20 protein-coding genes are annotated in these 26,234 nt (G+C 65.2%); 12 read left to right on the plus strand and 8 right to left on the minus strand.

Annotated elements, in window-relative coordinates; translation table 11 throughout:
* Positions 1 to 3: 3 nt before the first annotated feature.
* Positions 4 to 1,938, minus strand: a complete 1,935-nt coding sequence (locus GUY30_RS03115) for an aconitate hydratase (protein ID WP_167194013.1) — start codon at positions 1,936 to 1,938, stop codon at positions 4 to 6.
* A 230-nt stretch (positions 1,939 to 2,168) separates the two neighbouring features.
* On the opposite strand from GUY30_RS03115, the gene GUY30_RS03120 reads away from it, so the two are divergent.
* Both GUY30_RS03120 and GUY30_RS03125 read left to right on the plus strand, forming a co-directional pair.
* Positions 2,169 to 3,014: a DNA-formamidopyrimidine glycosylase family protein gene (locus tag GUY30_RS03120; protein WP_167194015.1), complete on the plus strand. Its 846-nt coding sequence runs from the start codon at positions 2,169 to 2,171 to the stop codon at positions 3,012 to 3,014.
* Positions 3,015 to 3,485: 471 nt separating this feature from the next.
* Positions 3,486 to 4,451, plus strand: coding sequence for an aldo/keto reductase (locus GUY30_RS03125; RefSeq protein ID WP_228281653.1), 966 nt, complete (start codon positions 3,486 to 3,488; stop codon positions 4,449 to 4,451).
* Positions 4,452 to 4,536: 85 nt separating this feature from the next.
* Here the strand turns inward: GUY30_RS03125 and GUY30_RS03130 are convergent, their stop codons facing one another.
* The 3 genes from GUY30_RS03130 to GUY30_RS03140 form a co-directional block, all read right to left on the minus strand.
* Positions 4,537 to 5,772, minus strand: coding sequence for a threonine/serine exporter family protein (locus tag GUY30_RS03130; RefSeq protein ID WP_167194019.1), 1,236 nt, complete (start codon positions 5,770 to 5,772; stop codon positions 4,537 to 4,539).
* A 124-nt stretch (positions 5,773 to 5,896) separates the two neighbouring features.
* Positions 5,897 to 7,537 carry a GMC family oxidoreductase gene (locus GUY30_RS03135; RefSeq protein WP_167194021.1) on the minus strand — a complete coding sequence of 547 codons (1,641 nt, stop codon included), beginning with the start codon at positions 7,535 to 7,537 and terminating at the stop codon, positions 5,897 to 5,899.
* 194 nt (positions 7,538 to 7,731) lie between these two features.
* Positions 7,732 to 9,669: a primary-amine oxidase gene (locus GUY30_RS03140; protein ID WP_167194023.1), complete on the minus strand. Its 1,938-nt coding sequence runs from the start codon at positions 9,667 to 9,669 to the stop codon at positions 7,732 to 7,734.
* A 100-nt stretch (positions 9,670 to 9,769) separates the two neighbouring features.
* On the opposite strand from GUY30_RS03140, the gene GUY30_RS03145 reads away from it, so the two are divergent.
* The 4 genes from GUY30_RS03145 to GUY30_RS03160 all read left to right on the plus strand — a co-directional run bounded on the left by GUY30_RS03145 (position 9,770) and on the right by GUY30_RS03160 (position 14,679).
* Positions 9,770 to 10,366, plus strand: coding sequence for a TetR/AcrR family transcriptional regulator (locus tag GUY30_RS03145; RefSeq protein ID WP_167194025.1), 597 nt, complete (start codon positions 9,770 to 9,772; stop codon positions 10,364 to 10,366).
* A 151-nt stretch (positions 10,367 to 10,517) separates the two neighbouring features.
* Complete coding sequence (locus tag GUY30_RS03150) at positions 10,518 to 11,480, plus strand: AraC-like ligand-binding domain-containing protein (protein ID WP_167194027.1); 963 nt, start codon at positions 10,518 to 10,520, stop codon at positions 11,478 to 11,480.
* A gap of 287 nt (positions 11,481 to 11,767) precedes the next feature.
* Positions 11,768 to 13,159 carry an APC family permease gene (locus GUY30_RS03155; protein WP_228281857.1) on the plus strand — a complete coding sequence of 464 codons (1,392 nt, stop codon included), beginning with the start codon at positions 11,768 to 11,770 and terminating at the stop codon, positions 13,157 to 13,159.
* A gap of 89 nt (positions 13,160 to 13,248) precedes the next feature.
* Complete coding sequence (locus tag GUY30_RS03160) at positions 13,249 to 14,679, plus strand: aldehyde dehydrogenase family protein (RefSeq protein ID WP_167194031.1); 1,431 nt, start codon at positions 13,249 to 13,251, stop codon at positions 14,677 to 14,679.
* Positions 14,680 to 14,767: 88 nt separating this feature from the next.
* Here GUY30_RS03160 and GUY30_RS03165 read toward each other — a convergent pair whose 3' ends face one another.
* Both GUY30_RS03165 and GUY30_RS03170 read right to left on the minus strand, forming a co-directional pair.
* On the minus strand, positions 14,768 to 15,592 hold the full coding sequence (locus tag GUY30_RS03165; protein ID WP_167194033.1) for a metallophosphoesterase: 825 nt from the start codon (positions 15,590 to 15,592) through the stop codon (positions 14,768 to 14,770).
* A gap of 92 nt (positions 15,593 to 15,684) precedes the next feature.
* Entirely contained in the window at positions 15,685 to 16,581 is an 897-nt protein-coding gene (locus GUY30_RS03170; protein WP_167194035.1) for a LysR family transcriptional regulator, read from the minus strand.
* Between the two features lie 122 nt (positions 16,582 to 16,703).
* Between GUY30_RS03170 and GUY30_RS03175 the strand changes: the two genes are divergently transcribed.
* From GUY30_RS03175 to GUY30_RS18160, 5 genes are all read left to right on the plus strand, one after another.
* Positions 16,704 to 17,909: an acyl-CoA dehydrogenase family protein gene (locus GUY30_RS03175; RefSeq protein ID WP_167194037.1), complete on the plus strand. Its 1,206-nt coding sequence runs from the start codon at positions 16,704 to 16,706 to the stop codon at positions 17,907 to 17,909.
* A 138-nt stretch (positions 17,910 to 18,047) separates the two neighbouring features.
* On the plus strand, positions 18,048 to 19,070 hold the full coding sequence (locus GUY30_RS03180; protein WP_167194039.1) for a 2-keto-3-deoxygluconate permease: 1,023 nt from the start codon (positions 18,048 to 18,050) through the stop codon (positions 19,068 to 19,070).
* On the plus strand, positions 19,067 to 20,314 hold the full coding sequence (locus GUY30_RS03185; RefSeq protein WP_167194041.1) for a four-carbon acid sugar kinase family protein: 1,248 nt from the start codon (positions 19,067 to 19,069) through the stop codon (positions 20,312 to 20,314). The genes GUY30_RS03180 and GUY30_RS03185 overlap by 4 nt, the downstream gene beginning before the upstream one ends.
* Positions 20,314 to 21,339, plus strand: coding sequence for a 4-hydroxythreonine-4-phosphate dehydrogenase PdxA (gene pdxA, locus GUY30_RS03190; RefSeq protein WP_167194043.1), 1,026 nt, complete (start codon positions 20,314 to 20,316; stop codon positions 21,337 to 21,339). The genes GUY30_RS03185 and pdxA overlap by 1 nt, the downstream gene beginning before the upstream one ends.
* A 59-nt stretch (positions 21,340 to 21,398) precedes the next feature.
* Positions 21,399 to 22,292 carry a GntR family transcriptional regulator gene (locus GUY30_RS18160; RefSeq protein WP_167194044.1) on the plus strand — a complete coding sequence of 298 codons (894 nt, stop codon included), beginning with the start codon at positions 21,399 to 21,401 and terminating at the stop codon, positions 22,290 to 22,292.
* A gap of 173 nt (positions 22,293 to 22,465) precedes the next feature.
* On the opposite strand, the gene GUY30_RS03200 is transcribed toward GUY30_RS18160, so the two are convergent.
* Both GUY30_RS03200 and GUY30_RS03205 read right to left on the minus strand, forming a co-directional pair.
* Positions 22,466 to 23,479, minus strand: a complete 1,014-nt coding sequence (locus tag GUY30_RS03200; RefSeq protein ID WP_167194046.1) for an amidohydrolase family protein — start codon at positions 23,477 to 23,479, stop codon at positions 22,466 to 22,468.
* Positions 23,480 to 23,514: 35 nt separating this feature from the next.
* Positions 23,515 to 24,399, minus strand: a complete 885-nt coding sequence (locus GUY30_RS03205) for an oxidoreductase (RefSeq protein ID WP_167194048.1) — start codon at positions 24,397 to 24,399, stop codon at positions 23,515 to 23,517.
* Between the two features lie 80 nt (positions 24,400 to 24,479).
* Between GUY30_RS03205 and GUY30_RS03210 the strand changes: the two genes are divergently transcribed.
* Positions 24,480 to 26,231, plus strand: coding sequence for an ABC transporter transmembrane domain-containing protein (locus GUY30_RS03210; protein WP_167194050.1), 1,752 nt, complete (start codon positions 24,480 to 24,482; stop codon positions 26,229 to 26,231).
* The last annotated feature ends 3 nt before the right edge of the window (positions 26,232 to 26,234 follow it).

A 26,234-nucleotide genomic window follows, 5' to 3' on the forward strand; every position in this document is an offset into this window, starting at 1 on the left:
GAGTCAATTTAGGTGGGCGGCGCGTTGGGCGATGCGACCGCCGGCGAGGACCATCTCGACCTGACGCGGCGACAGGCCATGGCGGAATTCGAACTTTCGGCCGGCCGCCTCGGCGGTGATCGTCGTCCCTTCGCCGAGCTCATCGCGCAGACCACGGAACTCAAGCACATCACCCTGGGACAGGGATTCGTAGTCAGCCTCGTTCGTGAACTCGAGGGCGAGGACGCCGAAGTTCCCGAGGTTCTGCCAATGGATCCGCGCCAACGATTTCGCCACCACGACCCGCAGTCCGAGATAGCGCGGAGCGATGACCGCATGCTCGCGAGAGGACCCCTGACCGTAGTTGTCCCCACCGACGATCGCGTGCCCTCCGACGTGGTCGGCGGCACGGGTGGCATAGGTGTCATCGACCTGGATATAGACGAACTCGGAGATCTTCGGGATGTTCGACCGATACGGCAGAACGCGGGATCCGGCGGGCATGATCTCATCGGTGGAGACGTTGTCGCCGACCTTGAGCAGGATCTCCAGATCGATGTCATCGGGCAGCGGTTCGAAGTCCGGCAGGGTCGAGATGTTCGTTCCCTTCACGAGCTCGACCGACCGGGCTTCCTCCGGTCCCAGCGGTGGGACGAGCATCTTGCGGTTCGCGGAGTACTTCTCGGGTAGCCGCACCTCGGGATAGTCCATGTCGAGGTCGCGGGGATCGGTGATCTTCCCGGTCAGCGCGGCAGCGGCTGCGGTCTCCGGCGAGCACAGCCACACGGCGTCCTCGTCGGTGCCGGACCGGCCGGGGAAGTTGCGCGGCATGGTGCGCAGACTGTTGCGTCCGACTGCTGGTGCCTGGCCCATGCCGATGCAGCCCATGCAGCCGGATTGGTGAATCCGGGCCCCGGAAGCCACCAGTGAGGTCAGCCATCTGCCGGCGATGAGGTCGGCAAGGACCTCTCGTGAGGTGGGGTTGATGTCGAGCGAGATCTGCTGATGGATCTGGCGGTCGGCAAGTGTTTCGGCGACGACGGCGAAGTCCCGCAGCCCTGGGTTCGCCGAAGAGCCGACGACGACCTGGAAGACGTCCTCACCGGCGACCTCGCGCACTGGAGTGACGTTGCCCGGCGACGACGGCGCGGCGATGAGCGGTTCGAGCTGGGAGAGGTCGATGCTGTCGGTGAGATCGTATTCGGCGCCTTCATCGGCTTCGAGGCGGGTGAAGTCCTCGCCGCGGTCGACGGCCTCGAGGTAATCGCGGACAGCATCGTCAGCCGGAAAGACCGTGGCGGTGGCGCCGAGTTCGGCTCCCATGTTCGCAATCACGTGACGATCCATGGCCGTGAGATTCCGCAGCCCGTCCCCGTGGTATTCGATGATCTTTCCGACTCCGCCCTTGACGCCATGGCGACGCAGCATCTCGAGGATGACGTCCTTGGCTGAGACCCAGTCGGGCAAGGTGCCTGTGAGTTCGACGCCCATGATCTGCGGGGCGCTGATGAAGAGCGGCTCACCAGCCATGGCCATGGCGATTTCAAGTCCGCCGACGCCGATGGCGAGCATTCCCAAGGCACCGGCGGCACAGGTGTGGGAGTCCGAGCCGATGAGAGTCGCCCCCGGCTTGCCGAAACGGGACTGGTGGACCGGGTGGGAGACGCCGTTGCCGGCAGGAGAGAACCACAGTCCGAAGCGTGCCGCCGCCGACCGGAGGAACTCGTGGTCCTCAGGGTTCTTCTCATCGGTCTGCAGCAGGTTGTGATCGACGTACTGCACGGACAGATCCGTGCGGATCCGGTCGAGGCCGAGCGCCTCGAGTTCGAGCATGACCAGGGTGCCCGTCGCATCTTGGGTGAGCGTCTGGTCGATCCGGATCCCGAGTTCGCTTCCGGGAGTGAGCTCCCCGGACTCCAGATGCGATCGGATGAGCTTCTGAGCAACGTTCTCAGCCATTGTCCGCCTCCTTCGGCAGTCAGGGATCCACCGAAACCACACGGCTTCCGGTGGTCAACCACGCTAGTCCTCCACACGAGGGTTCTCAAGGTCCGTCGCATCGGCCGACCGGCAATGAGGGTCTCAGAACTACTTGACGGCGGCGCAGCAACCTCGCGCGAGGTTGCTGCGCCGCCGTCAAGTAGCAATTGGGGCTGTTGGGATTGTGGGGTGTGGAGGATACTGGGACTATGCCGGAGCTGCCCGAGATTTATGCGCTTGTGGAGTTCCTCCGTCCGCGGATCATCGGCGATTTCGTCACCCGTGTCGATATCGCCGAGCTCAGCCTGCTCAAGACCGTCGACCCGAGTATCGATGCGCTCGCGGGACTCGAAATCACCGAGGTGGCCCGCCGTGGCCGAGCCCTCGTCATCGGTTTCGACGGTCTCGCCCTCGTCTGCCGGTTCGCCCGAATGGGCCGGCTGACCTGGCATGACACCGCACCGAGTGGTCCGACCCGGATGGGCAAGGGGCCGTTGGGAATGCGCGTGAGACTGGCATCGGGGGCCGCCTTCGACCTCATCGAACCCGGGTCGAAGAAGAACGCCGCAGTGTCCCTCGTTCGCGACCTCTCCGAGGTGCCCGCCCTTGCATCGCTGGGCCCCGATGCGCTCAGCCTCACCGTCGACGAACTCGCCGCGGCGCTGTCTGAGTCGACCTCCCGGATCAAAACGGTCCTCGAAGATCAGAGAATCATCGCTGGCCTCGGCAATGCCTATACCGATGAGATCCTCCACGCCGCCCGGCTCTCCCCGTTCGCGACCGCGAAGACCGTCGACCCGCAAGCGCTGTACAACGCCATCGCCGAGGTGCTCGAGACCGCCCGCACCGCCCTCATCGGCCTGCCGCCGGGCAGGATCAAAACCGCGAAGAAGCGCGGATTCTCCGTTCACGGCCGCACAGGTGAGACTTGTCATGTCTGCGGGGAGACCATCGCCGAGGTGTCCTTTGCCGACAAGTCCTTCCAGTACTGCCCCGGCTGTCAGACCGGCGGAAGAAAGCTCTCCGACCGTCGCATGGACCGCCTCCTCAAGTGAGGCGCCGGCTCAAGTGACGGCTGACCGCCGGCATGAACGGCACCATCGACAGGATCTGTACCGCGCTCGCCGTACCCTCACGCTGGGCGGAGGCGGAAATGGCGGTCGGCGATGCTATGGGCACGCAGGGCCACCTCGGCGGCATCGGTCCATCCCACCCCGGTCGAGGCGACGTACGCGGCGACCAAGTACGGAGTGCTCGGCCACTTCGACGTCGTGCACACTGAATTGCGCGGTACCGAGGTTCACTTCAGCGCCGTCATACCCGTAGGCGTCGACACCGTCTTGGTTGCGGGGCCCGGTACCGGTGCGGGCCGATGCTCGCGCCGGCTACGAGGACGCGGCGGTCACGACCTCCCGCGCGGGGCGCGGTCAGGGGTGGGTCGCCTCGGCGGAATAGTCCTCCAGATCTATCCGTTGTGCGGAAGTGCGGCCCGTTTGCGGCCGATCATTCGACGAATGGAGGAAAGCTTGACCACGCGGAAGCAGATTCCCGGCACCGACCTGTCCATCTTCCCGATCAATCTCGGCACGAACACCTTCGGGTGGACCGCCGATGAGGCGCAGTCCCATGCCGTCCTCGACGCCTTCGTCGCCGGCGGCGGCAATTTCCTCGACACCGCCGAGTCCTACCCTGCGTGGGTGCCCGGCAACACCGGCCGCGAATCGGAGACCATCATCGGCACCTGGCTGGCCTCGCGGGACAACCGCGATGACGTCGTCATCGCCACGAAGGTCGGCGACCATCCCGAGCACAAGACGCAGGATCCCGAATACATCCGCACTGCCATCGACGCCTCACTGGAGCGTCTGCAGACCGATCACGTCGACCTCTACTACGCCCACCGTGACGATGAGGTGACCCCCATCGCCGAGGTGGCCCGCGTCTTCGATGAGATCGTCCGTTCCGGTAAGGCCAAGCACATCGCGGTGTCGAACTATTCGCCGGCGCGTCTGGCCGGGTGGTTCGCAGCGGCCGAGGACGAAGGACTGGTCAAGCCGGTCGCGATCCAGCCGCAGTACAGCCTCGTCTATCGGCGGGAGTTCGAGACCGATCTGCGCCCGGTCGCCGAGCGGCGCGATCTCGCGGTGTTCTCGTACTTCAGCCTTGCCGCCGGCTTCCTCACCGGCAAATACCGCACCGAAGCCGACCTCGAAGGCGCCGATCGGGGTGGAATGGTGCAGGGATATTTCAACGCCGCGGGGCTCAAGGTCGTCGACGATCTCGTCGCGATCGCTGATTCGCACAATGTCGCTCCGACGACTGTGGCGCTGTCCTGGCTGCTGGCGAAGGGCGTGACGGCACCGATCGCCTCGGCCCGCACCCCTGAGCAGCTCGAGGCGGTCATGGCCGCACCCGGGCTCGAGCTCAGCGCCGACGAAGTCGACCGTCTCGACCGGGCCTCCGCGCCGTTCGCGCAGGAGGACCCGTCCTGACCTTCCCTCCCAATTACTACCTGACGGCGGCTCAGCAACCTCGCGCGAGGTAGCTGAGCCGCCGTCAGGTAGCTCTAGGGGTGTCTCAGGCGACGATTTCGTCCTTGGGCTCGACCGCGTGGGCGATGGCGGCGCCGATGACCGTGCCGATGGCGATCGTGAAGAACGTGGTCGCAGCCGCCAGCATGCTGCCGGCAACCCCAGCGCCGTCACCGAACTCGATCTGCGAAGCATTGAGGAGCCCGAACGACCCGGGCGCGACGACGAGGAACGCGGGCACGAAGCTGATCCGCCAGATCGGGCCCTTCGGCAGGCGTGAGAGCACGACGGCCACCACCGATGCGGTCAGCGCGCCGGCCAGACCGCCGATGGCCGCACCGAATTCGGCACCGATGCCCAGCTGCGCCAGCGCGGCCGCAGCGATCGTGAGGACGATCGGCACGGTGTGCTCGAGCGGGGTGTGCAGATAGGTGATGAGGCCCAGTGTCGCGGCGGCGACGCCGAGGGCGGACAGCCACCATGTCGAGGCGGTGAGCTGGGAGTTCGCAAGCGCCTCGGCGCCGGTGCCAGTGACGACGGCGGCACCGGCGACTCCGGCGATGAACATCGCCAACTGGACGGTGGCCGAGACGAGCCGGGAACTGCCTGCCGAGAGGGCGCCCGCGGAGATCTCGGTCAGACCGGTGACCACGGCGCTGCCGGGCAGCAGCAGCGCCAGGGTGGCGACGATCGTGCGCAGGGGACTGTCCAGCCAGTCGAGACGGTAACCGATGAGGATGAGCACCGCGACGATGAACGCCGAGGCGACCGGCAGCAGCGGTCCGAAGCTGGGGTGGCGGGCGTTGACGGCGAGCACACCCGCGACGATGAGCGAACCGAGAGCGGCGAAGGCGAGGTTGACCAGTCCCGGTTCGAGCAGCAGGCACAGCCCGACGCCGACGGGCACCGCGCCGAGGCGGGTCACCCATCCGGGCCAGCGCGGGGGAGCACCGTAGACCTCGGCCTCGATCATGCGGCGAGCGGCGTCGATGCCGAGCCGGCGCGACCGCACGGCGTCGACGATGTCGAGCAGCTTCGCGGTCTGGTCGAACCGCAGGTCAGGACCGATGCGTTCGAACCGGGTGGGACTGCCGGGGCCGATGGTGAGGAACAGGCCCTTGGGAAGAGCTGCGACGTTGATGGACTTCAGGCCGACGGCAGGTGCCAGCCCGGTCAGTGCGTCTTCGACATCGACCGAGGAGATCCCACCGGCGAGCAGGCCCGTCCCGATCGTCACCAGCAGCTCCTGTGCGGGGACGGTCTTTTCGCTTGCCTCGTGCACTCCCAATCCCTCTCGTCTGCAGATCGGCCGACGAAGTAGAAGATACCAGCCCCGTGCTACCCGACGGGGGCCCAGCAACCTCGCGCCAGGTTGCTGGGCCCCCGTCGGGTAGCAATAAGGGGAATCAATGGGAGGCGGGTGCGGTGATTCCTTCGGTGGGGGAGCCGACGAGAGCGGCCGCGGCGCGTTCGGCGATCATGATCGTTGGAGCGTTCGTGTTTCCGGTCGGCACGAGCGGCATGATCGACGCATCGGCCAGCCGCAGCCGGCTCACGCCCCGGACCTCGAACGTGGTCGGGTCGGCGACCGACTCGGCGTCCGTTCCCATTCGGCAGGTCCCGGCTTGGTGGTGATAGGTCACAACCGACCCGCGGACATAGTCCTCGAGATCGTCATCGGCCACCTCGGGGCCGGGGTGGATTTCGGTGGGCTGCCACGATGACAGGGCCTCGGCCCGCCCGATCTCACGGCATTGCCTCACCGAGGCCACGAGAGCGTCGACATCGGCCTGTGCCGAGAGCACCTGCGGATCGACGACGAGCGGATCCTGTGGATTCGGCCCGCTGAGCCGCACCTCACCGCGGCTCTCGGGGCGAACCAGTCCGCCCTGCAGAGTGAAGGCTCCGCCAGGTCCTGGTCCGGTCTGTGCGGCGGGCGCCGCATCCTGGGCATACATCGGCACGGAGAAGAACAACGGCTGGGTGTCGGGGACCGGCAGATCCGGTCGGGACTTCGCAAAGAAGTGAACCTCGGCGGGCGCCACTTCTCCCATCGGCACTTCCCGATCTCCGGTGGAGAAGACGACCGGCGAGAGCCAATGATCCTGGAGATTCTTGCCGACTCCCGGCAGATCGACCACGGAGTCGATGCCGACCTCGGCAAGCTCCTCGGCGGGACCGATGCCCGATCGCAGAAGCAGCTCGGGAGAGGCCAGGGCACCTGCGGAGAGGACAACCTCGTCGGCGGACACGGTGCTGACGAGACCGCGGAAATCAATCTCGAGACCGGTGACCGCGGTCCCGTCGAGGAGAAGCCGGCGGGCGTGCGCGGAAGTGAGAATCGTGAGGTTCTCATCGCCGAGGCGGGGCTTGAGGTAGGCGCGCCACGTGTTGAGCCGTTTGCCGTCGCGGACGTTGAGCTGGATCTTTCCGATGCCTTCGACGGTGCCGGAGTTGTAGTCGTCATTGACGGGCACGCCGGTCTGTGCGGCGGCCGTGAACATGTCCTCCTGCAGCGGGTTGCGCGCATAGTCGACGCGCACATCCATCGGACCGTCGGTGCCTCGGTTCTCAGTGATGTCGCCGTCGAAGTTCTCGATTGCGGCGAAGACCGGCCAGACCTCGTCCCAGGACCATCCCGGACAACCGGATTCGACCCACTGTCCGTAGTCCCAGGCATCGCCGCGGACCCAGATGACAGCGTTGAGGGCATTCGACCCGCCGAGGACCTTGCCGCGTGGGAGGTGGATGCGCCGGTCCATCGTCGCCGGCTGCGGGGGAGTGTAATAGTCCCAGTCCTGTTGCGAATGCCAGATCAGTCCGAGGTTGTTGAGATGGTCGATGTTCGGATTGGTCTCGTCTCCGCCGGCTTCGACGAGGCAGACCTTCTTTCCGGCATCGAGCAGTCGACGGGTCAGCACGCACCCGGCCGATCCTGCGCCGACGACGATGTAGTCGAATCGCTCGTTCGGGAACTCGTCGGGGAATGTGCCCGGGTGGTCTGAGGTGTTCGAGGCCACGATGCCTGATTCATGCTCGGTTGTCATGGCCTCAGGCTAGTGATGTCGGTCACCGGTGAGGAACGCCTGCGGTCGAGGTGTGCACGATTCGGCAAGCCGTCGGCGACGGTCGTGCGCGCATCGTCAATTCCGGTCCCACCCGACCTCTCCGTGCCACCCGACGGCGGCCCAGCAACCTGGCGCCAGGTTGCTGGGCCGCCGTCAGGTAGTAATTGGGGAGGTTAGGAGTCGCAGCAGGCGGAGCCGGACTCCGGGGCGGGGACGTCGAGGACGGGGGAGCGGCCGAAGAAGCCTTCGGGGCGCAGCTTGAAGCCGACGGTGTCGACGGGCATGATCGGCCAGTCCTCGACCCGCGGGAAGTGGGTGAGACCGAAGCTGTGCCAGACCACGATGTCCTCTCCGTCGACGCTGCGATCGGCCGCTGTCCACGCCGGCAGCCCCGCATGGCCGGGGTGCTGATTCGGGAAGTCCCCGGTCGGATAGCGTTCGTCCTCGTGATACTGCGACACCCACAGCGACTTCGACGCGAACGTGGCACGGCGGTGAATCGACGAATCGTCGGCCGCGAGCAGCGTCGGCAGGCCCGTCGGGTGCAGTTTGTACCCGACCGGTTCGCCGAGGCGGTTGGTCGACTCCGGGTTCGTCACCACCCAGGTCCGCGCCTTCGACTGATCCGCATCCCGCTGCGCAGCCAGCTCGGTGGCCAGAACGGTCCGAGACCGGCTGAAGGCATTGCCGCGCGGATTGTCCTGCGAGACCGGCAGACGCACCACATCCTCCTCTTCGACCCGGCACTTGCCGCCGTCGAGGGCGAAGTCGAGCCGAGCCCCGAAGAGGTGCTGGTGGAACGGGGCACCGAGACCGGGCGCGATCTCCGAGGCGAAGTCCGTCGACCCGTTCGGCAGCGCCGATGTGAAGACCACGCCGGTGGCCTTGGCCTCGAACTCGATCGTGCCGTCGAGGTAGAGGTACCAGTAGAAGCCGTAGTCGTAGTTGCCGACCGTGGTGAAGAACGAGACGACGAACCGGCGGTTGCGCCGGGTGTAGGCGACACCCGACCACAGGTCCGAATGCTTGGCCAGGATCGACGCGTCCTCCTCATGCATGCAGATGCCGTTCTTGATCTGCCGAGGTTCGCCGAGGTTGTTCGCCACCCACGGCGACAGATAGGTGATATCGCCGAGGCAGTCACACCCGAGCTCGAGTGAGTTCGCCCATTGCCCGACGAGGTATTCGCCGGTGTCGAAATAGTTCTGCCACGACCGCACCGGTGAGGGGTCACCATAGGGAACGACCATCTCGGCGATTGCCGCCCGATCGAGGATCGTGCGACGGCGCTCGCCGTCGTCGATGGCGATGTTGTGCAGGACGAGGCCCTCCCGCATGTCGAAGCCGACATCGAACGACCACTTCTCCCACTCGATGTGGTTGCCCTCGGTGACCGTGAAGCTCGGCCCCTGCGGCTGCGTGATCGAGATCGGCTTCTGCGTGGTCCGCATGGGTCCGGTGAGCTCCGGATCCGTGTAGTTCCCGTGTTCGGACGGCACCGGAACGTTCTCGATGTCGAGGACCTGGTCGACGGTTCTGTTCGTGACGTCGACATAGGCGACGAGTCCGTCGACCGGGTGCGCCCACGCCGAGTCCGACTCATGCTGCTGATGGAACGCCAGCCCGCGCAGGATCCGTCGCCCCTTCTCATCCGGGTATTCGAAGACTCCGGCCGACAACGGCGCTACCCGCACCTCTGCGACGGGCAGCCCGCGCTTCTCCAGGCTCGCCAGCCACGTCGGATCGGCGGCGAGGACCTCTTCGACGACCTCGAACTCCTCTTCCATGACGGGGAACTCGCCCTCTTGGGTGGAGTCCACCTCGGCGACGGATTCGACTGTCTCACGGGTGGCCGAGACGACGATGTCGCGGGCGGTGCCGGCGGACTTGTCGAGGATGAAGGCGCGGAAACGACGGTCCACCTCGGCGGTGGTCCGATCCGTGCCGCGCACGGGGTCGAGCAGGCCGACGTAGGCCATGCGCGCGGAGTCGGGGAACTGCCCGGCCGAGCGCAGCACCGCGGTGACGGCCCGGATCTCGGCCTCGGTCGGCAGGGTGAAGGGGGTGGCGGTAGTCGCCTCGGCGACGGGAGCGGAGGAGTGGCAGGACATTGTGCACCTTTGCAATCTGGGCCTGTGGGCTGAATCACGCTAAAATCTACACTTGTAGGAAATAAAGTCAAGACCCGATCTGCATCCCGATGGAGGATCCATGCCCAAGATCGTCGACCACGACCAGCGTCGACTGGACCTCGTGCAGGCGACGCTGCGCCTGATCATCCGGCAGGGGCTTGACGGGGCGACGATGCGCGATATCGCGACCGAGGCGGGCTTTGCCAACGGGGTCGTCAAAACATATTTCGGTTCGAAGGCGGACCTCCTCGCCGCCACCTACCTCTACGTCTTCGAAGCCACAAACGCCAGGGTGGCGACCTCGACGGCGGGTCTGCGTGGACTCGATGCACTGCGCGCCTTCGCCCATGAGGTGCTCCCGGTGACCCCGGATCTGCATGATGAGGCCCGCGTCGTCCTGTCCTACCTCGCCGAGGTGGCCCAGGATCCCGAGCATGCCCGCGCGACCGCTGAGACCATGGAACTCTGGCGAGAATGGATCGGATCCTGGCTCGGTGAGGCCGATGCCGACGGCAGGCTACGGTCCGAGGTCGACGTCGAATCCGAGACCGAGGTGCTCCTGACGTATCTCCTCGGGGCGCAGACGACCGCGATCATCGGCGGGCGCGGATTCGACTTCGCCGGCTTCCGGGCCCAGCTCGACTACGTCATCTCCCGCCTCGACCGGCGGAGCTGACCGGGCGAGTGGAAGGGGCCTTGCCGATGCGGGGTGACCAAATGGTCGGTAATCGGGTTCAGGGTCGTGACTGGCGCAACGGTTGGGGATAGAGTGACCGGACAACGGGCCTTCGACGAAGCGGTCGGGGCCGAGCAATCTAAGGACGACGATGTTGCTTGAAGACACCGCGAACGACTTCGACGGCTGGCAGGGGCTGGTCTCGGACTCGTTCGTTCCGCTCGATACCGAACCCCAGCGCCGAGGCGGATTCCAGGGTCGCATCAGCGCGCGCGACTACGACTCCGTGGTGATGTCGCAGATCAATGCCAACCCTCACGCCGTCCTGCGCACCCCCGAGCTCATCGCCCGCGCCCGATCGCAGGCGCACGGCTGCGCGGCCGGAACGAACTACTTCAAGGTCTCACTGCAGCTCGACGGGCACGGACTGCTCATCCAGGACGGACGAGAGATGGCACTGGCGCCCGGATCGCTGGCCATCTACGATACGTCCCGGCCGTATACGCTCAGCTTCGATTCGGATTTCTCGTCCTACGTCATGATGTTCCCGCAGTCGCGGGTCAACCTGCCCGCCGGGACCGTCGGTCAACTCACCGCCACCCCGATCGGAGCCGACCATCAGCTCGGCGCGGTCGTCGCCCAGGTCATCTCCCAAGCCGGAGCCATGCTGCCGACCCTCAATCGGACGACCGGTGTGCGGCTGGCCGGCAACGTCGTCGACCTCCTCACCACGGTGATGGCCGACGAGCTCTCTGCAGCGGGCGGTGAGGTCGACGAGCGGCAGCGACTGTCGGCCGAGATCACTGAGTACATCGATGCCCACCTCTCCGATCCGCAGCTGACGCCGTCGACCATCGCCGCCGCCCACTTCATTTCGGTGCGTACCCTGCACCAGATCTTCGAAGGCAGCGGGGAGACCGTCGGCGGGGAGATCCGGCGGCGCCGCATCGAGAAGTGCCGCCTCGACCTTGCCGATCCCGGGCAGCGTCAGATCCCGGTAGCCGCCATCGGCGCCCGCTGGGGCCTGAGCGATCCCGCGCACTTCTCCCGACTCTTCCGCAGCGCCGTCGGCCAGCCGCCCGCCGGATATCGTCGCAGCGCCCACGCCGGCTGAGGCTGAGCTCCGGCGCGGGCAGATCCAGAGCCCCGATCGCGGATGCACACATCGTCAAGAACTCTGCCTGCAAAGCCAAGACGGCGTGAGTCGGCACCGGACACACTGGCAGTAATCACTTTGACTGTTAGGTGGATCACATGAGCACTCTCAGCTCGGACCCGGCCGAAGGCGGCCCGGGTTCCCCGATCGGCAACGGCGCCGATCGGCACTCCACGGACGTCGGGAACGCACCCGCCACGGCTTCACTCGATGCCCGCCGTATCGGTATCCCCGCGCTCGTCTTCATGATCATCGCCGCCTCGGCGCCGTTGACCGTCGTCGCCGGCGGAGTCCCCAGCAACTTCGCCGTCACCGGCCTGGTCGGGATTCCGCTGTCCTTCGTCGTCCTCGGGATCATCCTCATCCTCTTCGCCATCGGCTATGCGGCGATGAGCCGCCACGTCCACAACGCCGGGGCCTTCTTCGCCTACATCTCGAAGGGGTTGGGCAAGCCCGCGGGAATGGGAGCGGCGATGACCGCGCTCGTCGCCTACAACGCCATGCAGATCGGCATCGCCGGAATGTTCGGCTTCGTCTTCTCCTCCTTCCTCGACACCCTCTTCGGCATCTCCTGGTCCTGGTGGATCTGCGCCCTCATCGCCTGGGTGATCGTCGGCATCATGGGAGTGCTGCGGGTCGACTTCTCCGCGAAGGTGCTCGGCATCATCGTCGGTGCGGAATTCCTCGTCGTCATCGTCTTCGACATCATCGGGCTCGCCCACAGCCCCGAAGGAATCACCACCGACGGCTTCGCACTCGACCAGCTGTTCGCGCCCGGGGTCGGCGCAGCCCTGGCATTCTCGATCGCGGCCTTCATGGGCTTCGAATCCGGCGCCATCTACAACGAGGAGGTCAAGGATCCTCGCCGCACGGCCGGTCGGGCCACGGTCATCGCCGTGAGCATCATCGCGGTGTTCTACGCGTTCTCCGCCTGGGCGATGGTCGTCGGCGAGGGTGCATCGAAGGTCATCGGTCGGTCGCAGGAACTCGGGCCCGACCTCATGTTCGTCTTCCTCGGCGAGCATGCCCCGGTGTGGTTCGTCGACCTCGGCAACCTGCTGTTCCTCACCTCGCTGCTGGCCGCGCTCGTCGCCTTCCACAACATCGTCGCCCGCTACGTCTTCGCCCTCGGCCGTGACCGGGTGCTGCCGCAGTCGCTGGCCAGGACCTCGCGACGCACCGGTGCGCCCGTGGTCGGTTCTCTCACCCAATCGGCACTGGCGCTGATCATCATCGTCGTCTTCGCCGTGGTCGGCTCCGGCAGCGATGACCCGCTGTTCCCCGTCGTCACGCTCTTCACGTGGCTGACGAACATGGGCGCTTTCGGACTCGTCCTGCTCATGGCGCTGACCGCGCTCGCCGTCGTCGGATTCCTGCGCACGAAGGCAGGGGAGTACTCATTGTGGACCCGGGTCATCGCCCCCGGCCTCTCGGCGGTCGGACTCCTCGCCCTCTTCGTCGCCATCGTCATCAACTTCAATGTCCTCATCGGCGCAGAGGGGACCACGGTCCTGTCCTGGCTGCTGCCGGCCATCGTTCTCTTCCCCGGGCTCATCGGCACCATCTGGGCCGTCGTCCTCCGTACGTCTTCACCGAACCTCTATGCAGGAATCGGCTCCGGTGGTTCCCTGGGATGAGAGGTCGGATCAAGACCTCGACCATCAACTGCACTGCACACCACCAGCCGCACATCAGATACTGAACGTTTCTCAATCGAAGGAGCATCATGACCACGGACACCGCCGTCACTGACTTCAGCACCACCGCTGCCATCCTGGCCGCGATCGAGGACCCCTCCGGCCGCGAGATCCACGACCCAGCCACTGGCGAGGTCGTCGGCCGCACCGGCGAAGGCAGCCCTGCCGACATCGATGCCGCCGTGGCGGCCGCGCACAGGGCCCAGCCGGCTTGGGCCGCGCGCACTTCACAGGAGCGCAGCGAGCTGCTGGGCAAGGCCGCCGATGCGATCGAAGCCTCCGCCGAGGCCCTGGCCGAACTGCTCTCCCGCGAACAGGGCAAACCCCTCAACGGACCCAACGCCCGCTTCGAGGTCGGTGCCTGCGCGGCGTGGCTGCGCGCGAACGCAGCCTTCGAGCTCGAACCCGAAGTCCTCGTCGATGACGGTGAGACCCACGCCGAACTCCACTACCGTCCCGTCGGCGTCGTCGGAGCCGTCGGCCCCTGGAACTGGCCGATGATGATCTCCGTGTGGCAGTTCGCGCCTTCACTGAAGATGGGAAACACCGTCGTCCTCAAACCCTCGGAGTACACGCCGCTGTCCGTGCAGGCGCTCGTGGCTGTGGTCAACCAGGTGCTGCCGGCCGATGTGCTTGCTGTCGTGCCCGGCGACGGAGCGGTCGGCGCCGCCCTGACCAGCCACGCAGACGTCGACAAGATCATGTTCACCGGATCGACGAAGACCGGGCAGGCGATCATGCGCACCGCTGCGGACAACCTCGCCCGTATCACTCTCGAACTTGGTGGAAACGACGCCGGCATCGTCCTCGACGATGCCGATCCGGCCCAGATCGCCGGCGACCTGTTCTGGGGCGCGTTCATCAACACCGGGCAGACCTGCGCTGCGATGAAGAGGCTCTACGTTCCCGAATCGCTCTACGATCAGGTCTGCCAAGCCCTCGTCGAGGTGGCTGGACAGTCCCCGATGGGCGTGGGGTTGGAAGAGGAGAACGTGCTGGGACCGCTGCAGAACAAGCAGCAGTACGACATCGTCGCGCGCCTCGTCGAGGCGGCAAAGGACGGGGGAGCGCGCGTGCTCATGGGCGGCGACCCAGTCGCCGATCAGCCCGGCTACTTCTACCCGACGACCCTTGTCGCCGATATCGACAACGACAACCCGCTTGTGGCCGAGGAGCAGTTCGGGCCGGTGCTGCCGATCATCAAATACACCGATCTCGACCAGGCCATCGAATGGGCCAACGAGCTCGAAGTCGGCCTCGGATCGTCGGTGTGGGGCACAGACCTCGACGCCTGCCGTCAGGTTGCGGCTCGACTCGAGGCGGGAACCACGTGGATCAACAAGCATGGTGCCGTCGACCCCCGAGTGCCGTTCGGCGGGGTGAAGAAGTCCGGCTTCGGCCTCGAGTTCGGACTCGAGGGCCTCAAGCACGTGAGCGTCCCCCAAGTCATCTCCTGGTAATTACTACCCGACGGTGGCCCAGCAACCTCGCGCGAGGTTGCTGGGCCACCGTCAGGTAGCACGGAGGGTATTCTCCAGTGCCGGGTTCTCAGCTGATCGTTGCTCCGTGGAGGACGAACGGTGCGAAGACCGGGGCCGCCTCGGCGAGATGGCAGGGGTCGATTCCGACGATTCGCCGGCCAGTGTGTTCGAAAGTTGCATGGCGGTGATTGAGGTCGAGTCTGATCTGCGGTTGGATCCAGGACTCGGCCGACCACTGGCTGCGGTTCCAATCGAAGGCACTCGAATGGCCGTGAATCTGATTGAACGGCAGCTCGGCCTCGAGTCGCGGCCAGGATGGGTAGACCTCTGTCCCTGCGGCCGCCCACACTGGGCCGGCATTATCGTCATCGACGCCGAGCAGCATCGTCCCGGGATGCCAGAGCGCGCTATCGGCGGCTGCCTCCTTCAGTGCCGCCAACGTCGCCTCGGCACTGTCGGGGGCTCCGAGCCCCTGTCGCCAGAATCCAGCCGTCAGGCCGGCATGAGTGATCAGCCACTCCTCGCCTGAGCCGTCGGTGACAGCTGCTGCCGCTTGGAGGCGACCATCTGCCCACCAGCCCCGTAGCTGCTCCTGGGCGGTCTCCTCGATGACTTCGTTCCATCCGAAAACCGGGCGGTCGACGTAGAGCTGTTCATGATTGCCCACGATCTGACTCCACACACCCCGTTCCAGAAGACCGGCGACGAGGCCGACGACTTCAGCGGAGGCCGGGCCTCGGTGGACCAGGTCGCCGACTTGGATGACATGGAGGTCGTCCGGCCAATCGATCTCGGCTCCGAACCGCACGCCGAGCTCTCCCAGGAGATGGACGAGCGGTCCGAAATGACCACCGACGTCTCCGATCACAGCGATACGGGTTGGGTCAACCATATCCCCAGTCTCTCACCGATTCCGCCGCGACTGCGCGCTCCCAGGCACCTGACGGCGGCTCAGCAACCTCGCGCCAGGTTGCTGGGCTGCCGTCAGGTAGTAATTGGGGAGGGGAAGAGTTCTTGGACGATGTTGAGGACTCGCGCCAGTGCTTCGGACGGGTTGTTCCGGCGCCAGCCGAGGGCGAGGGTGAAGGAATCTCCGCCCTCGGCGAGGCGGACATAGCGCACTCCGTCGATGCGGATGTGATCCGAGGACTCGACGACGACGGCCATACCGACCTGCGCGCCCACAAGAGCCAGAAGACTGTAGGGATCGGGTGCCTCCTGGACGACCTGCGGAAGAAATCCGGCGTCGTCGGCCAGTCGCATCATCACCTCTCTGACCTGGGATCCGTGCGACGGTGCATAGGAGATGAACGGCTGACCGGCGAGTTCGCTCATGCTCACCGACTCCCGTTCGGCCAGCTCATGCGCCGAGGGCATGGCGATCATGACGCTCTCCTGCCGGATGACGTGGACCTCGACGCCGGCCGGCACCGGCGGGCTGATGATCGCGAGATCCGTCTCCCCGTCGCGCAGCGCGATCGCGGCCTCTCCGCAGTACATCTGCGGCTGCAGGTCGAGGCTGATTCCCGGGTGCCGCTCGCCGACTTCGCGAGCCAGTCGCGACAGGATGGAGTAGCCGCTGGTGCCGCCGAATCCGATGCGCACCCGGCCCGCCAAACCCTGCTGCGCGGCGCGGGCGATGCGTCGGGCGCCGTCCACCTGGGTCCCGATGGCCGCGGCCGGTTCGACCAGCGCCTCGCCCGCCGGCGTCAGTCGGACCCGTCGCGTCGTCCGCTCGAACAGATCGACGTCGAGGTCCTTCTCGAGTGCGCGGATCATCTGGCTGAGCGCGGGCTGCGCGATGTGCAGACGCTCCGCGGCCCGTCCGAAATGCAGCTCCTCGGCGACAGCGAGGAAAGCTGTGACCTGCCGGAATTCCATGCCGTACCCCCGTCGCGTGGATTGATAAGAATCTGTGCTTAATCTCTTCGATATTACCTCTTGGACTCTGAGTAATACCGATGGCACTGTTGAAGACGAACCCAATGCCCAAGGAGACACCCATGACTGCAGACACTGCACACAACCCAGCCACCCCAGACACCGCCTTTGACCCCTCAGACCTGCTCGACCTCGCCGGGCTCCTCACCGACGAAGAGCTGGCGCTGCGCGCGAAGGTCCGGACCTTCGTCGACGAGCGGATCCGGCCGAACATCGCCGAATGGTACGAAGGCGCGATCTTCCCGACCGAGATCGTGCGTGAGATGGGCGAGCTCGGCCTCCTCGGCATGCACCTGCAGGGCTATGGCTGCCCGGGACGTTCAGCCGTCGAATACGGTCTCGCCGCCCTCGAACTCGAAGCCGGCGACTCGGGGCTGCGCACCTTCGTCTCCGTGCAGGGATCGCTGGCGATGTCGGCCATCCACAAATTCGGCTCCGAAGAGCAGAAGAACCGCTACCTGCCCGGAATGGCCAAGGGTGAGATCATCGGCTGCTTCGGGCTGACCGAGCCGACCGCCGGATCCGACCCCGCCTCGATGGCCACCACCGCTACCCGCAATGCCGACGGAAGCTGGACGCTCAACGGTGCCAAACGGTGGATCGGCCTGGCCTCGATCGCCGATATCGCGGTCATCTGGGCAGCCACCGACGACGGCATCCGCGGCTTCCTCGTGCCCACCGATGCTCCCGGCTTCACCGCCACTCCGATCGAGCAGAAGCTGTCGATGCGCGCGTCGATCCAGTGCGATATCGACCTCAAAGACGTGGAACTGCCCGCCGAGGCGGTCCTGCCCGAGGTCACGGGACTGAAGGGTCCGTTCTCCTGCCTCAACGAGGCCCGTTACGGAATCATGTGGGGCGCCATGGGCGCGGCCCGCGACTCCTTCGAAGTGGCGCTCGACTACGCGCAGAACCGCCTTCAGTTCGACAAGCCGCTCACCGCTTACCAGATCACTCAGGAGAAGCTGGTGAACATGGCCCTCGAAATCCAGAAGGGCACCCTCCTGGCCATCCAGACGGGACGCCTCAAGGACGCCGGCACGCTCGAACCCGTGCAGATCTCCGTCGGCAAACTCAACAACTGCCGCGAAGCCATCGCCATCTGCCGTGAGGCCCGGACGATGCTCGGCGGCAACGGCATCACCCTCGAATACTCACCGCTGCGGCACGCGAACAACCTCGAATCCGTGCGCACCTACGAAGGCACCGACGAGGTCCACACACTCATCCTCGGCCGCCACATCACCGGGGAGCAGGCATTCAGATGAGCTGAGTGGGTTGAGGCAGAGGCGGGCTACACGGTCCGGGGCAGGGCTTTGTTGGCGCATCGTTAGTTTGTACGTACACTGTGTACGTACAAACTAACGATGATGCTCTCACATCACTTCTTGCAAAGGGGATTCGTCATGGTTGCCGAATCGCAGGTCAAAAGTCGCATTCCGCTTTTCGATGGGATGAATCGGATTCCGGGTGGAATCATGCTCATTCCGCTCATCCTCGGCTCTATCGTCGGGACCTTCTTCCCCGGATTCCTTGACCTTGGGAACTTCACAACAGCGCTATTCAAAGATTCGGCTCTGCCGCTCATCGGAATCCTCATCTTCGCAACCGGGATGCAGATCACGCTGAAGACCTCGGGCCCGGTCCTGGCCACAGCAGGAACGATTCTCCTGACGAAATCACTCGTCCCCGCCGCGCTGGTTGTCCTCCTGGGGCATTTCTTCGGAATCGATGGAATCCTGGGAGTTTCGATCCTCGCGCTGATCGTCACCATGGACAACAGCAACGGCGGTTTGTGGCTAGCCTTCACCGGTCGCTATGGAGATGCCCGTGATCGGGGAGCGTATATGGCTTCAGCCATCAACGATGGTCCCTTCTTCTCAATGCTCTTTCTCGGCGCGGCAGGACTTGCCGACATTCCCTACACTCTGCTTTTGGCTGCAGTGATCCCGCTCGTTCTCGGTATCATCGTCGGCAATCTTGATGAGAAGTGGACCGAGATCATGCGTCCGATTCCGAATATGGTGATCCCGTTCTTCGCCTTTGCCCTCGGAACCGGAATCGATCTCGGAAACGTTGTCACTGGTGGTTTTTCGGGCCTTCTGGTCGGCGCTTTTGCCACTCTCTTCACCGGAACTCTGGCGTACTTCGGATACCGGTGGATCATCCGTCGAGGCAATCAGTCCGGAATCGGAATTGCCTCGGCGACGACGGCAGGAAACGCCATCGCCACCCCTGCGATCATCGCTGGCGCTGATCCGACATTCGAACCCTACGTCGAAGTCGCAACAGCCCAGGTCGCCTCGGCAGTTCTCGTCTCCGCCGTTCTCGCTCCGCTCCTCGCTGCTTGGGTTCTCAAACGGGAGGGCGGACTCAAAGTTCAGGGCGAGAATACCCAGTCAGCGCCGCTGCGCCCCGAGGGACTGTGACCACCCCGGCAGTCCTGGTCGTCGCCGACGACCTGACTGGAGCAACTGATGCGTCCGTGCAGTTCGCACGTGCCGGTTGGCAGGCGCGACTGCAACTCGACGAGTCCGTCAGCGAGAATCAGTCGAACGGGACGGTGAGTGCACGAGTCACCGACGCTCGTGCCATGAACGACGACGAAGCAAGTCAACTGACGCGGGAAGCAGTGCTCACGGGTACCGCCGGTCAAGATCAGCGCCTCTTCCTCAAGATCGACTCAACCCTGAGAGGCTCCGTCGCCGCGCAGATCGACGGCGCCCTGGCTGGATGGAAGACTAGACAACCGGAAGCGGTGGCCCTTGTCTGCCCTGCCTACCCGGCGATGGGTCGGACCGTCATCGGAGGGAGGCTGCTCGTCGACGGTATCCCGGTCGACGAGACAGCCATTGGAAACGACCCGGTCACGCCGGTGACAACCTCAGTTGTAGCGGAAATCCTGCCTGACAGCGAAGCTTTCAACGGCTCCATCGAGCACGAGCAGCTGAGGCGTGCCATCAAAAGAGCCCAGGACTCGGGCGCCGCGTCCCTGACTGTGGACGCTCGCACTGACAACGATCTCAGTGCCATTGCGGAGGTGGTCGCAGAGTTCGGCGGCACCGTCATTCCTGTCGGCTCTGCTGGATTGGCTTCCGCTCTCTCAACTGTCTGGGGCTCAGAACTGGAATCCCGAGAATGGGTCGTGCAGAGCTGCCGTCGACTTGTTATCGTGGCTAGTTCTCTGCACACCGTGACCCGGGAGCAGATCGTCGCACTCACTGAGTCAATGGCTGGAACAGTCGAAGTCTGGAAGCCTGATCTGACGCAGATCCTGCACCGGGAATCACGTCGAGTATGGCTGGAAGAGGTGCGCGCAGATGACTCATCTGCGCCTGTCGTCGTCATCGATGCCCCAGCTGGACGGACAGTTCACACGGACCTAGTCGCAGAATTTATCGCGGAGACAACGGCCGAGCTCACCGGGTCGGATCCATCGACAGGACTCATGTTGTTGGGCGGTGAAGGAGCGCGAGCAGTGCTCAACCGGTTCGGCGCGCGCGGCCTTCTTATTCATTCGACGGTGCGGGAGGGCATCCCGATCGGCACCATCGACGGCGGGAATCGCCACGGGACAACTGTCGTCACGAAAGCCGGCGGCTTCGGTCGCCTCCCTGATGTTGCACACATCGCTGCAGATCTGCTTGGCATCGAGCTAGAAGGAAAAGAATAATGTCACTACCTGTTTTGGCCATCACTTTGGGAGACGTTGCAGGGATCGGCCCCGAGATCACCGCGAAGTCACTTCTCGGACACGACGATCTGCGTGAGAAGTGCGTGCCGGTCGTCATCGGCGATGTGGCCTCGGTCCGGCGGGGAGTCGAAGCAGTTGGAGGGGAAGCCTCGGCAGTTCGAGAGATCAACTCGCCTGCTGAAGCTCGCAACATTCCCGGCACCGTGGAGGTCGTTCAGGTCGGTCAGGATCTGAGCGATGTCGTCGTCGGCGAGCTCAGCGCAGCTGCGGGGGACGGTTCTTATCGGTACGTCGTCGAAGCGTGTCGACTGGCCAAAGCCGGGGACGTTGACGGCATCGTCACTGCACCGCTGAACAAAGCCGCGATGCACGCTGGCGGTCACCAGTTCCCCGGCCACACCGAGCTGCTTGCCCATGAGTTCGGTGTCAAGGATTACTCTTTAGTCCTCTCCGCGGGAGACCTCTATTTCTTTCACCTAACCACACATGTATCAATGCGCCAGGCGATCGAGGACATCACCTACGATCGCACGCTCAGCGTCCTCAAACTCGCAGGCGCGTTTGCCAAATCGATGGGTACTCCGGACGAGCTGATCGGACTTGCCGGACTCAACCCGCACGCTGGGGAGAACCGCCTGTTCGGTAACGAGGATGCCGATGTGCTCGCGCCAGCCGTCGCCGCGGCGAAGGACTCCGGGCTCAACGTCGAGGGGCCGCTCCCCGGCGATGCTCTCATTCCCTCTGCGGTGCGCGGCAAGGTCAATCTCGTTGTCGTTTGCTACCACGACCAAGGTCACGCTCCGTTCAAGGCTGTCTACGGCGATGACGGAGTCAACATCACAGTCGGCCTGCCCGTAGTTCGCGTGTCCGTCGACCACGGCACTGCCTTCGATATCGCAGGTCGGGGAATCGCACGCGAGGCCAGCCTTGTGCTGTCTATCGAACGCGCCGCTGCTCTGGCCCCCGAATGGGGTGTCGTGTGGGATGCCGCGCAAGTGATGTGAGATATTCTGATCCGGCCGGGTGAGTCAGCCGAAGGTCTCCGTTCGGACAGAGGAGAATCATGTGGATCGATGATCAGTCTCCCACCAGACTCGACCCTGCGTCCGATGTCCCATTGCACAGGCAACTAGGCGATACGGTGCGAACTGCAATTGCAGGTGGTCAGCTGCCTCCTGGGACTCGATTGCCTACTGAAGCTCAGTTCCAGGAGCGATTTGGAATCTCCCGGTCGGTAGTCAGGCAGGCGCTGTCGGGGCTCACCAGTGATGGTCTGATCCAACGAGGCCGAGGACAAGGAAGCGTTGTTGCGCCGAAGCATGAGCATCACCGGGCGGTTCAGAAGATGTCTGGACTGTCTGCTCAGATCGCTACCTCCGACGACGAAGTTACTACCGAAGTTCTTCGCCTCGAGAGCGATGCTGATCCTCGGGCAGAGGCGGCTCTAGGGACTTCGGATCTCGTGTCGCTATTGCGTCTGCGCAGTGTCGGAACCGAGCCGATTGCACTTATCCACACGTGGTTGGCAAGGTCGACTGTGCCGGGACTGCAGGCCAGCGACCTTGTGAATGTCTCTCTGCACGCGACTCTCGCAGCGCGTTATGGGGTCCCCGTTTCCGCTGGGCGCAGGCAAGTGCGAGCAGTCGCAGCTTCGGGATCTGTGGCTGCCGAAATGTCCGTGCCAATCGGCGCTCCATTGCTGGTGCTAGAAGGCACCAGTCTCGATTCTGCAGGGTCAGCCATAGAATACTTCTGCACCTGGCACAGAGGCGATCAGGTCGTTTTCGATGTCGATGCAGGGGCCAGTGCCCAGGACGGTTCGCGCTCGTTCAAATCAGGAAGCGTGAATCCACACAGTTCGCCAGACGAAACCTTGGGACTGAGCGCCAGCGCACTCCGACTCGCTGAGTCTTTGACAGAATTTGCTACGCGTATCTCAGATGAGTCTCAAAGTTGAATCGCTGGATACTTATTGATGAGTTAACTATTCGGGGGACTCGGCCGCCACATCACCGGCCAGCAGGCCTTCCGGTGATCTGATCCGAGCCGCGGTCGGCCGGTATCCACGATCAGCTGCTGACCTGCACCCCGCCGACCCACACCTCGGCGGGGGTGCGCAGACCGTCCAGCTCAGCCAGCGGATCGGTCCCGATGACCAGCAGATCCGCACGGCCGCCTTCGACGATCCGCCCCCGGTCCACTCAGCCCGAGCGCATCGGCTGCGCCCGAGGTGGCCGACCGGACCGCCTCGGCGGCAGTCATCCCGGCGTCGATCAGATAGCCAAGCTCATCGTGCAGCGACGCCCCGTGGGGCACGGGCGCGAATGGCGTCTCGTTCGCATCGGTGCCCGCAATGATCCGAACCCCCGCTGCATGCAGGGCGCGCACATTCGACAGGGCGAGGGCAAACGCGGAATCGGCGTTCTCGCCGAGGCGGGCATCGGCAATCGCACGCATCATCACCAAAGTGGGTGAGACGATGGTACCCGTCTCGACGATCCGAGAGATCGTCGCCTCGCTCAGCCGTGCCCCGAAAGGGACATGCGTGAGCACATCGACACCGGCTTCGAGGCCGCGATCGAACGCCCCCGGAGTGACCGCATGGGCGACGGTGAGCAGCTCCCGGTCGTGGGCTCCGTCGACGAGCGCCCGCAGGGTCGGAATATCGAGGGCGGGCACCTCGGTGGCGTCCGGATCCTCGATGATGATCTTGATGAGATCGGCTCCGCCGGCCTCCCTCCAGTCGAGGAACCGGCCGGCATCGTCGGGCCCGGTGACACCGGATTCGACAGGGAATCCCATCACCTCGATCTGTGAGCTCCCCGGCGCCGAGGCGGCCGATCCGGCGCTGACGATCCCCGGGATTCCGCGGTTGGACCGGAGATCGTCGACAAACGAGTCCGGATGCGTCCCGAGATCGACGAGCGTCGTCAGCCCCGGGCGAAGAGCACCGACGAGCGGCTCCCGTGATTTCAGGTGCACATGGGTGTCTATGAGTCCCGGCAGAACGAATCCGTTCGACTCCGCAGACGGGTCCTCGGCAGGGGGGATCGTCGTGATCGTGTCGGCGAAGTCGATGTCGACGGCATCGCCGATGGCAGCGGTGTCGACATCGATGATGTGCACATTGCGCAGAGTCGTCATGGACCCACCCTAGTCACCGCAGTAAACTGCAATCCTCACAGTTCCGGGAACGTGACCCCGGTCAGCTCTTCGGAGACCGCCCATAGTCGGCGAGCCACCTCGGTGTCGGTGGACTTCGCCGAACGGGATGCGAACCCAGGCTTTCCACGGATCTCGAGCGGACCGGTCGGCCCGATGTAGCTGCCACCGGGCAGATCGGCGACAGCGGCACAGAGGATCGGCCGTGCCCCGCCCTGCTCGCTCTGAGCGACCACCCGGGTGAACGCACGGCTGACTCGAGCGTCCAGGGAACCGTCGTCGCTGGAGTTGAAGAGGTTCGTCGCCGCCAAACCCGGATGGGCGGCCGTCGCGATCACCGAGGATGAGCGCTCGGACAGCCTGCGCTGAAGTTCGGAGACGAAAAGCAGGTTCGAAAGCTTCGACTGACCATAGGCGGCCATCGGCCGATACGGTCGCCTCTTCCACTGAAGGTCGTCGAAATCGATCGTGCCGAACCGGTGGGCGATGGAGGAGACGGCGACGATGCGCTCACGCACCTGCGGAAGCAGCAGATTCGTCAGGGCGAAATGCCCGAGGTGGTTCGTCCCGAACTGCGATTCGAACCCGTCGACGGTCCGGTACAGGGGCGGGATCATGATCCCCGCATTGTTGATGAGGAGATCGACCGGTGCGGTGAAGTCCGCCGCGAAATCGCGTACTGAGGACAGGTCGGCGAGGTCGAGGTCGCGCACCTCGGTGCTGCCCGGCATCGTCGCTGCGGCGGCCTCACCCTTCGCACGGTTGCGCACGGCCAGGACGACATGAGCTCCTCGACCGGCCAGAACCCGGGCAGTGACCCGGCCGAGTCCGCTGTTCGCGCCGGTGATGAGGGCCGTACGCCCGGTGAGAGCGGGAACGCCGAAATCGATCGGAGAAGTCATGGAGTCATCCTAGGGTCCCGCCCTGGCAGTCAGCTGTCCAGCCGCCCCGCCGCCCCGCCGAATTTGTTAGGGTAGCCTTCGTGCCGAAGATCCCTGAAACTGGTGCGCAGCTGCTGCGCCGAGCTGCCCGTCGGCGCATCCGTGAACTGCTCGGCGGATCGGGCGCGCTGTCGGTATGGCAGGTCTGCGAAGCGCTTGTGCCGGTGGCGATCGGAATCATCGTCGACCGTGCGATCATCCCGCTGTCGATCCCGGCTCTCATCATCTCCATCATCGGCCTCGGCATCCTCTTCACCGTGCTCAGCCTCGGCTACCGCTTCGGTGCACGTCTGTGCAACTCCGCCCGCGAGCACGAAGCCCACGCCCTGCGTGCCGAGATCACACACGCAGCCCTGACCGCATCACACCTGCCGGCCGACCGCACCTCGGGTGAGGTCCTGTCCATCGCCTCGGCCGATGCCGACGCCGCGGCCGCGTCCTTCCAACAGGCCGGACGCGGCATCGCTTCGGTGCTGGGCATGATCACCGCAGCGATATTCCTCCTCATCGCCGACCCCGTGACCGGACTCGTCGTCCTCATCGCCGTGCCCATCGGCCTGATCATCGTCGCCCTGCCTGGCCGGTCCGTCTCGGCGCGGGCAGCCGCGCAGCTCGACGCCGTCGCCTCGGCGGGACGCTCGGCCTCCGACCTCATGCACGGACTGCGCGTGATCAAGGCAATGGGCGGGGAGCCGTGGGCGGTGCGTCGTTATCGCGCCACCTCCGATGCGGCCGCCGACGCCGGCATCGCCACAGGTGAGAGGACTGGACGCCTGGCCGGTCTCGGTGCGCTCGTCATGTCCGCGGTCCTGGCGATCGTCCTCGTCGTCGCGGGCCTGCGCCTCATCGACGGCCAGATGAGCGTCGGCGCCCTCATCGGCATCCTCGGCATGACCGCGTTCCTCACCGAGCCCATGCGCGCACTCGCCGAGATCGTCGGCCTCTTCGCCCAATCCCATGGCGCCGCCGAACGGATCGCTCGCTTGCTCACCAGCCTCGATGCTGCGGCCAGCACCGATACGACAGACGCCCTCGCCGAGGCGGCCCCCACCACCCGTGATGCCGCCGATATCCGCCCGAGCGTGACCACCACCGAATCCGGAATCACCATCACCGGATGGCCGCCGACCGCCGAGTCCCGGGAACTCACCACCGCTGGCGGTTCGCTGACCTGCATCGTCTCCGACGACGCGGAGGACGCTGCCGTGCTGCTGGCTGAGCTGACCTCCCATGCCCGGAGTCTCGGCCCCGCCCGGATGCTCGTCGCACCCCACGACGTCGACCTGTTCGAAGGCACCATCGGATCGAACATCACGATGGTCGTCGCCGACGACAGCGCAGACACCGACGACCGCACAGACGTAGCCGAACACCCGCCGATCTCGGCGGAGGTGCTCACCGCCTCGGGAGTCGACGAGCTGCTCGACCTCGTCGACGGCGGTCTCGACTACCGGATCCAGGAACTCGGCGGGAACCTCTCCGGCGGTCAGCGGCAGCGCGTCGCATTGGCTCGTGCGCTCCACGCCGATCCCGAGATCCTCGTCCTCGTCGAACCCACGACCGCCGTCGACGCCGTCACCGAAGCGAGGATCGCCCAGGGACTCTGCCGACTGCGCCGCCGGACACGAGAACAGGCCACGATCATCCTCACCTCCTCGCCAGCCTTCCTCGCCGCCGCGGATACCGTCGTCTATCGCCCGACGTCCGGCTGCCTGCTCGTGGGCCGTCATGCCGACCTCCTCGAGACAGACACCGACAGCGCGGAAGCCTACCGAGATGCGGTGACCCGATGACGG

The sequence above is a fragment of the Brevibacterium pigmentatum genome, assembly GCF_011617465.1.
Taxonomy (GTDB): Bacteria; Actinomycetota; Actinomycetes; order Actinomycetales; family Brevibacteriaceae; genus Brevibacterium; species Brevibacterium pigmentatum.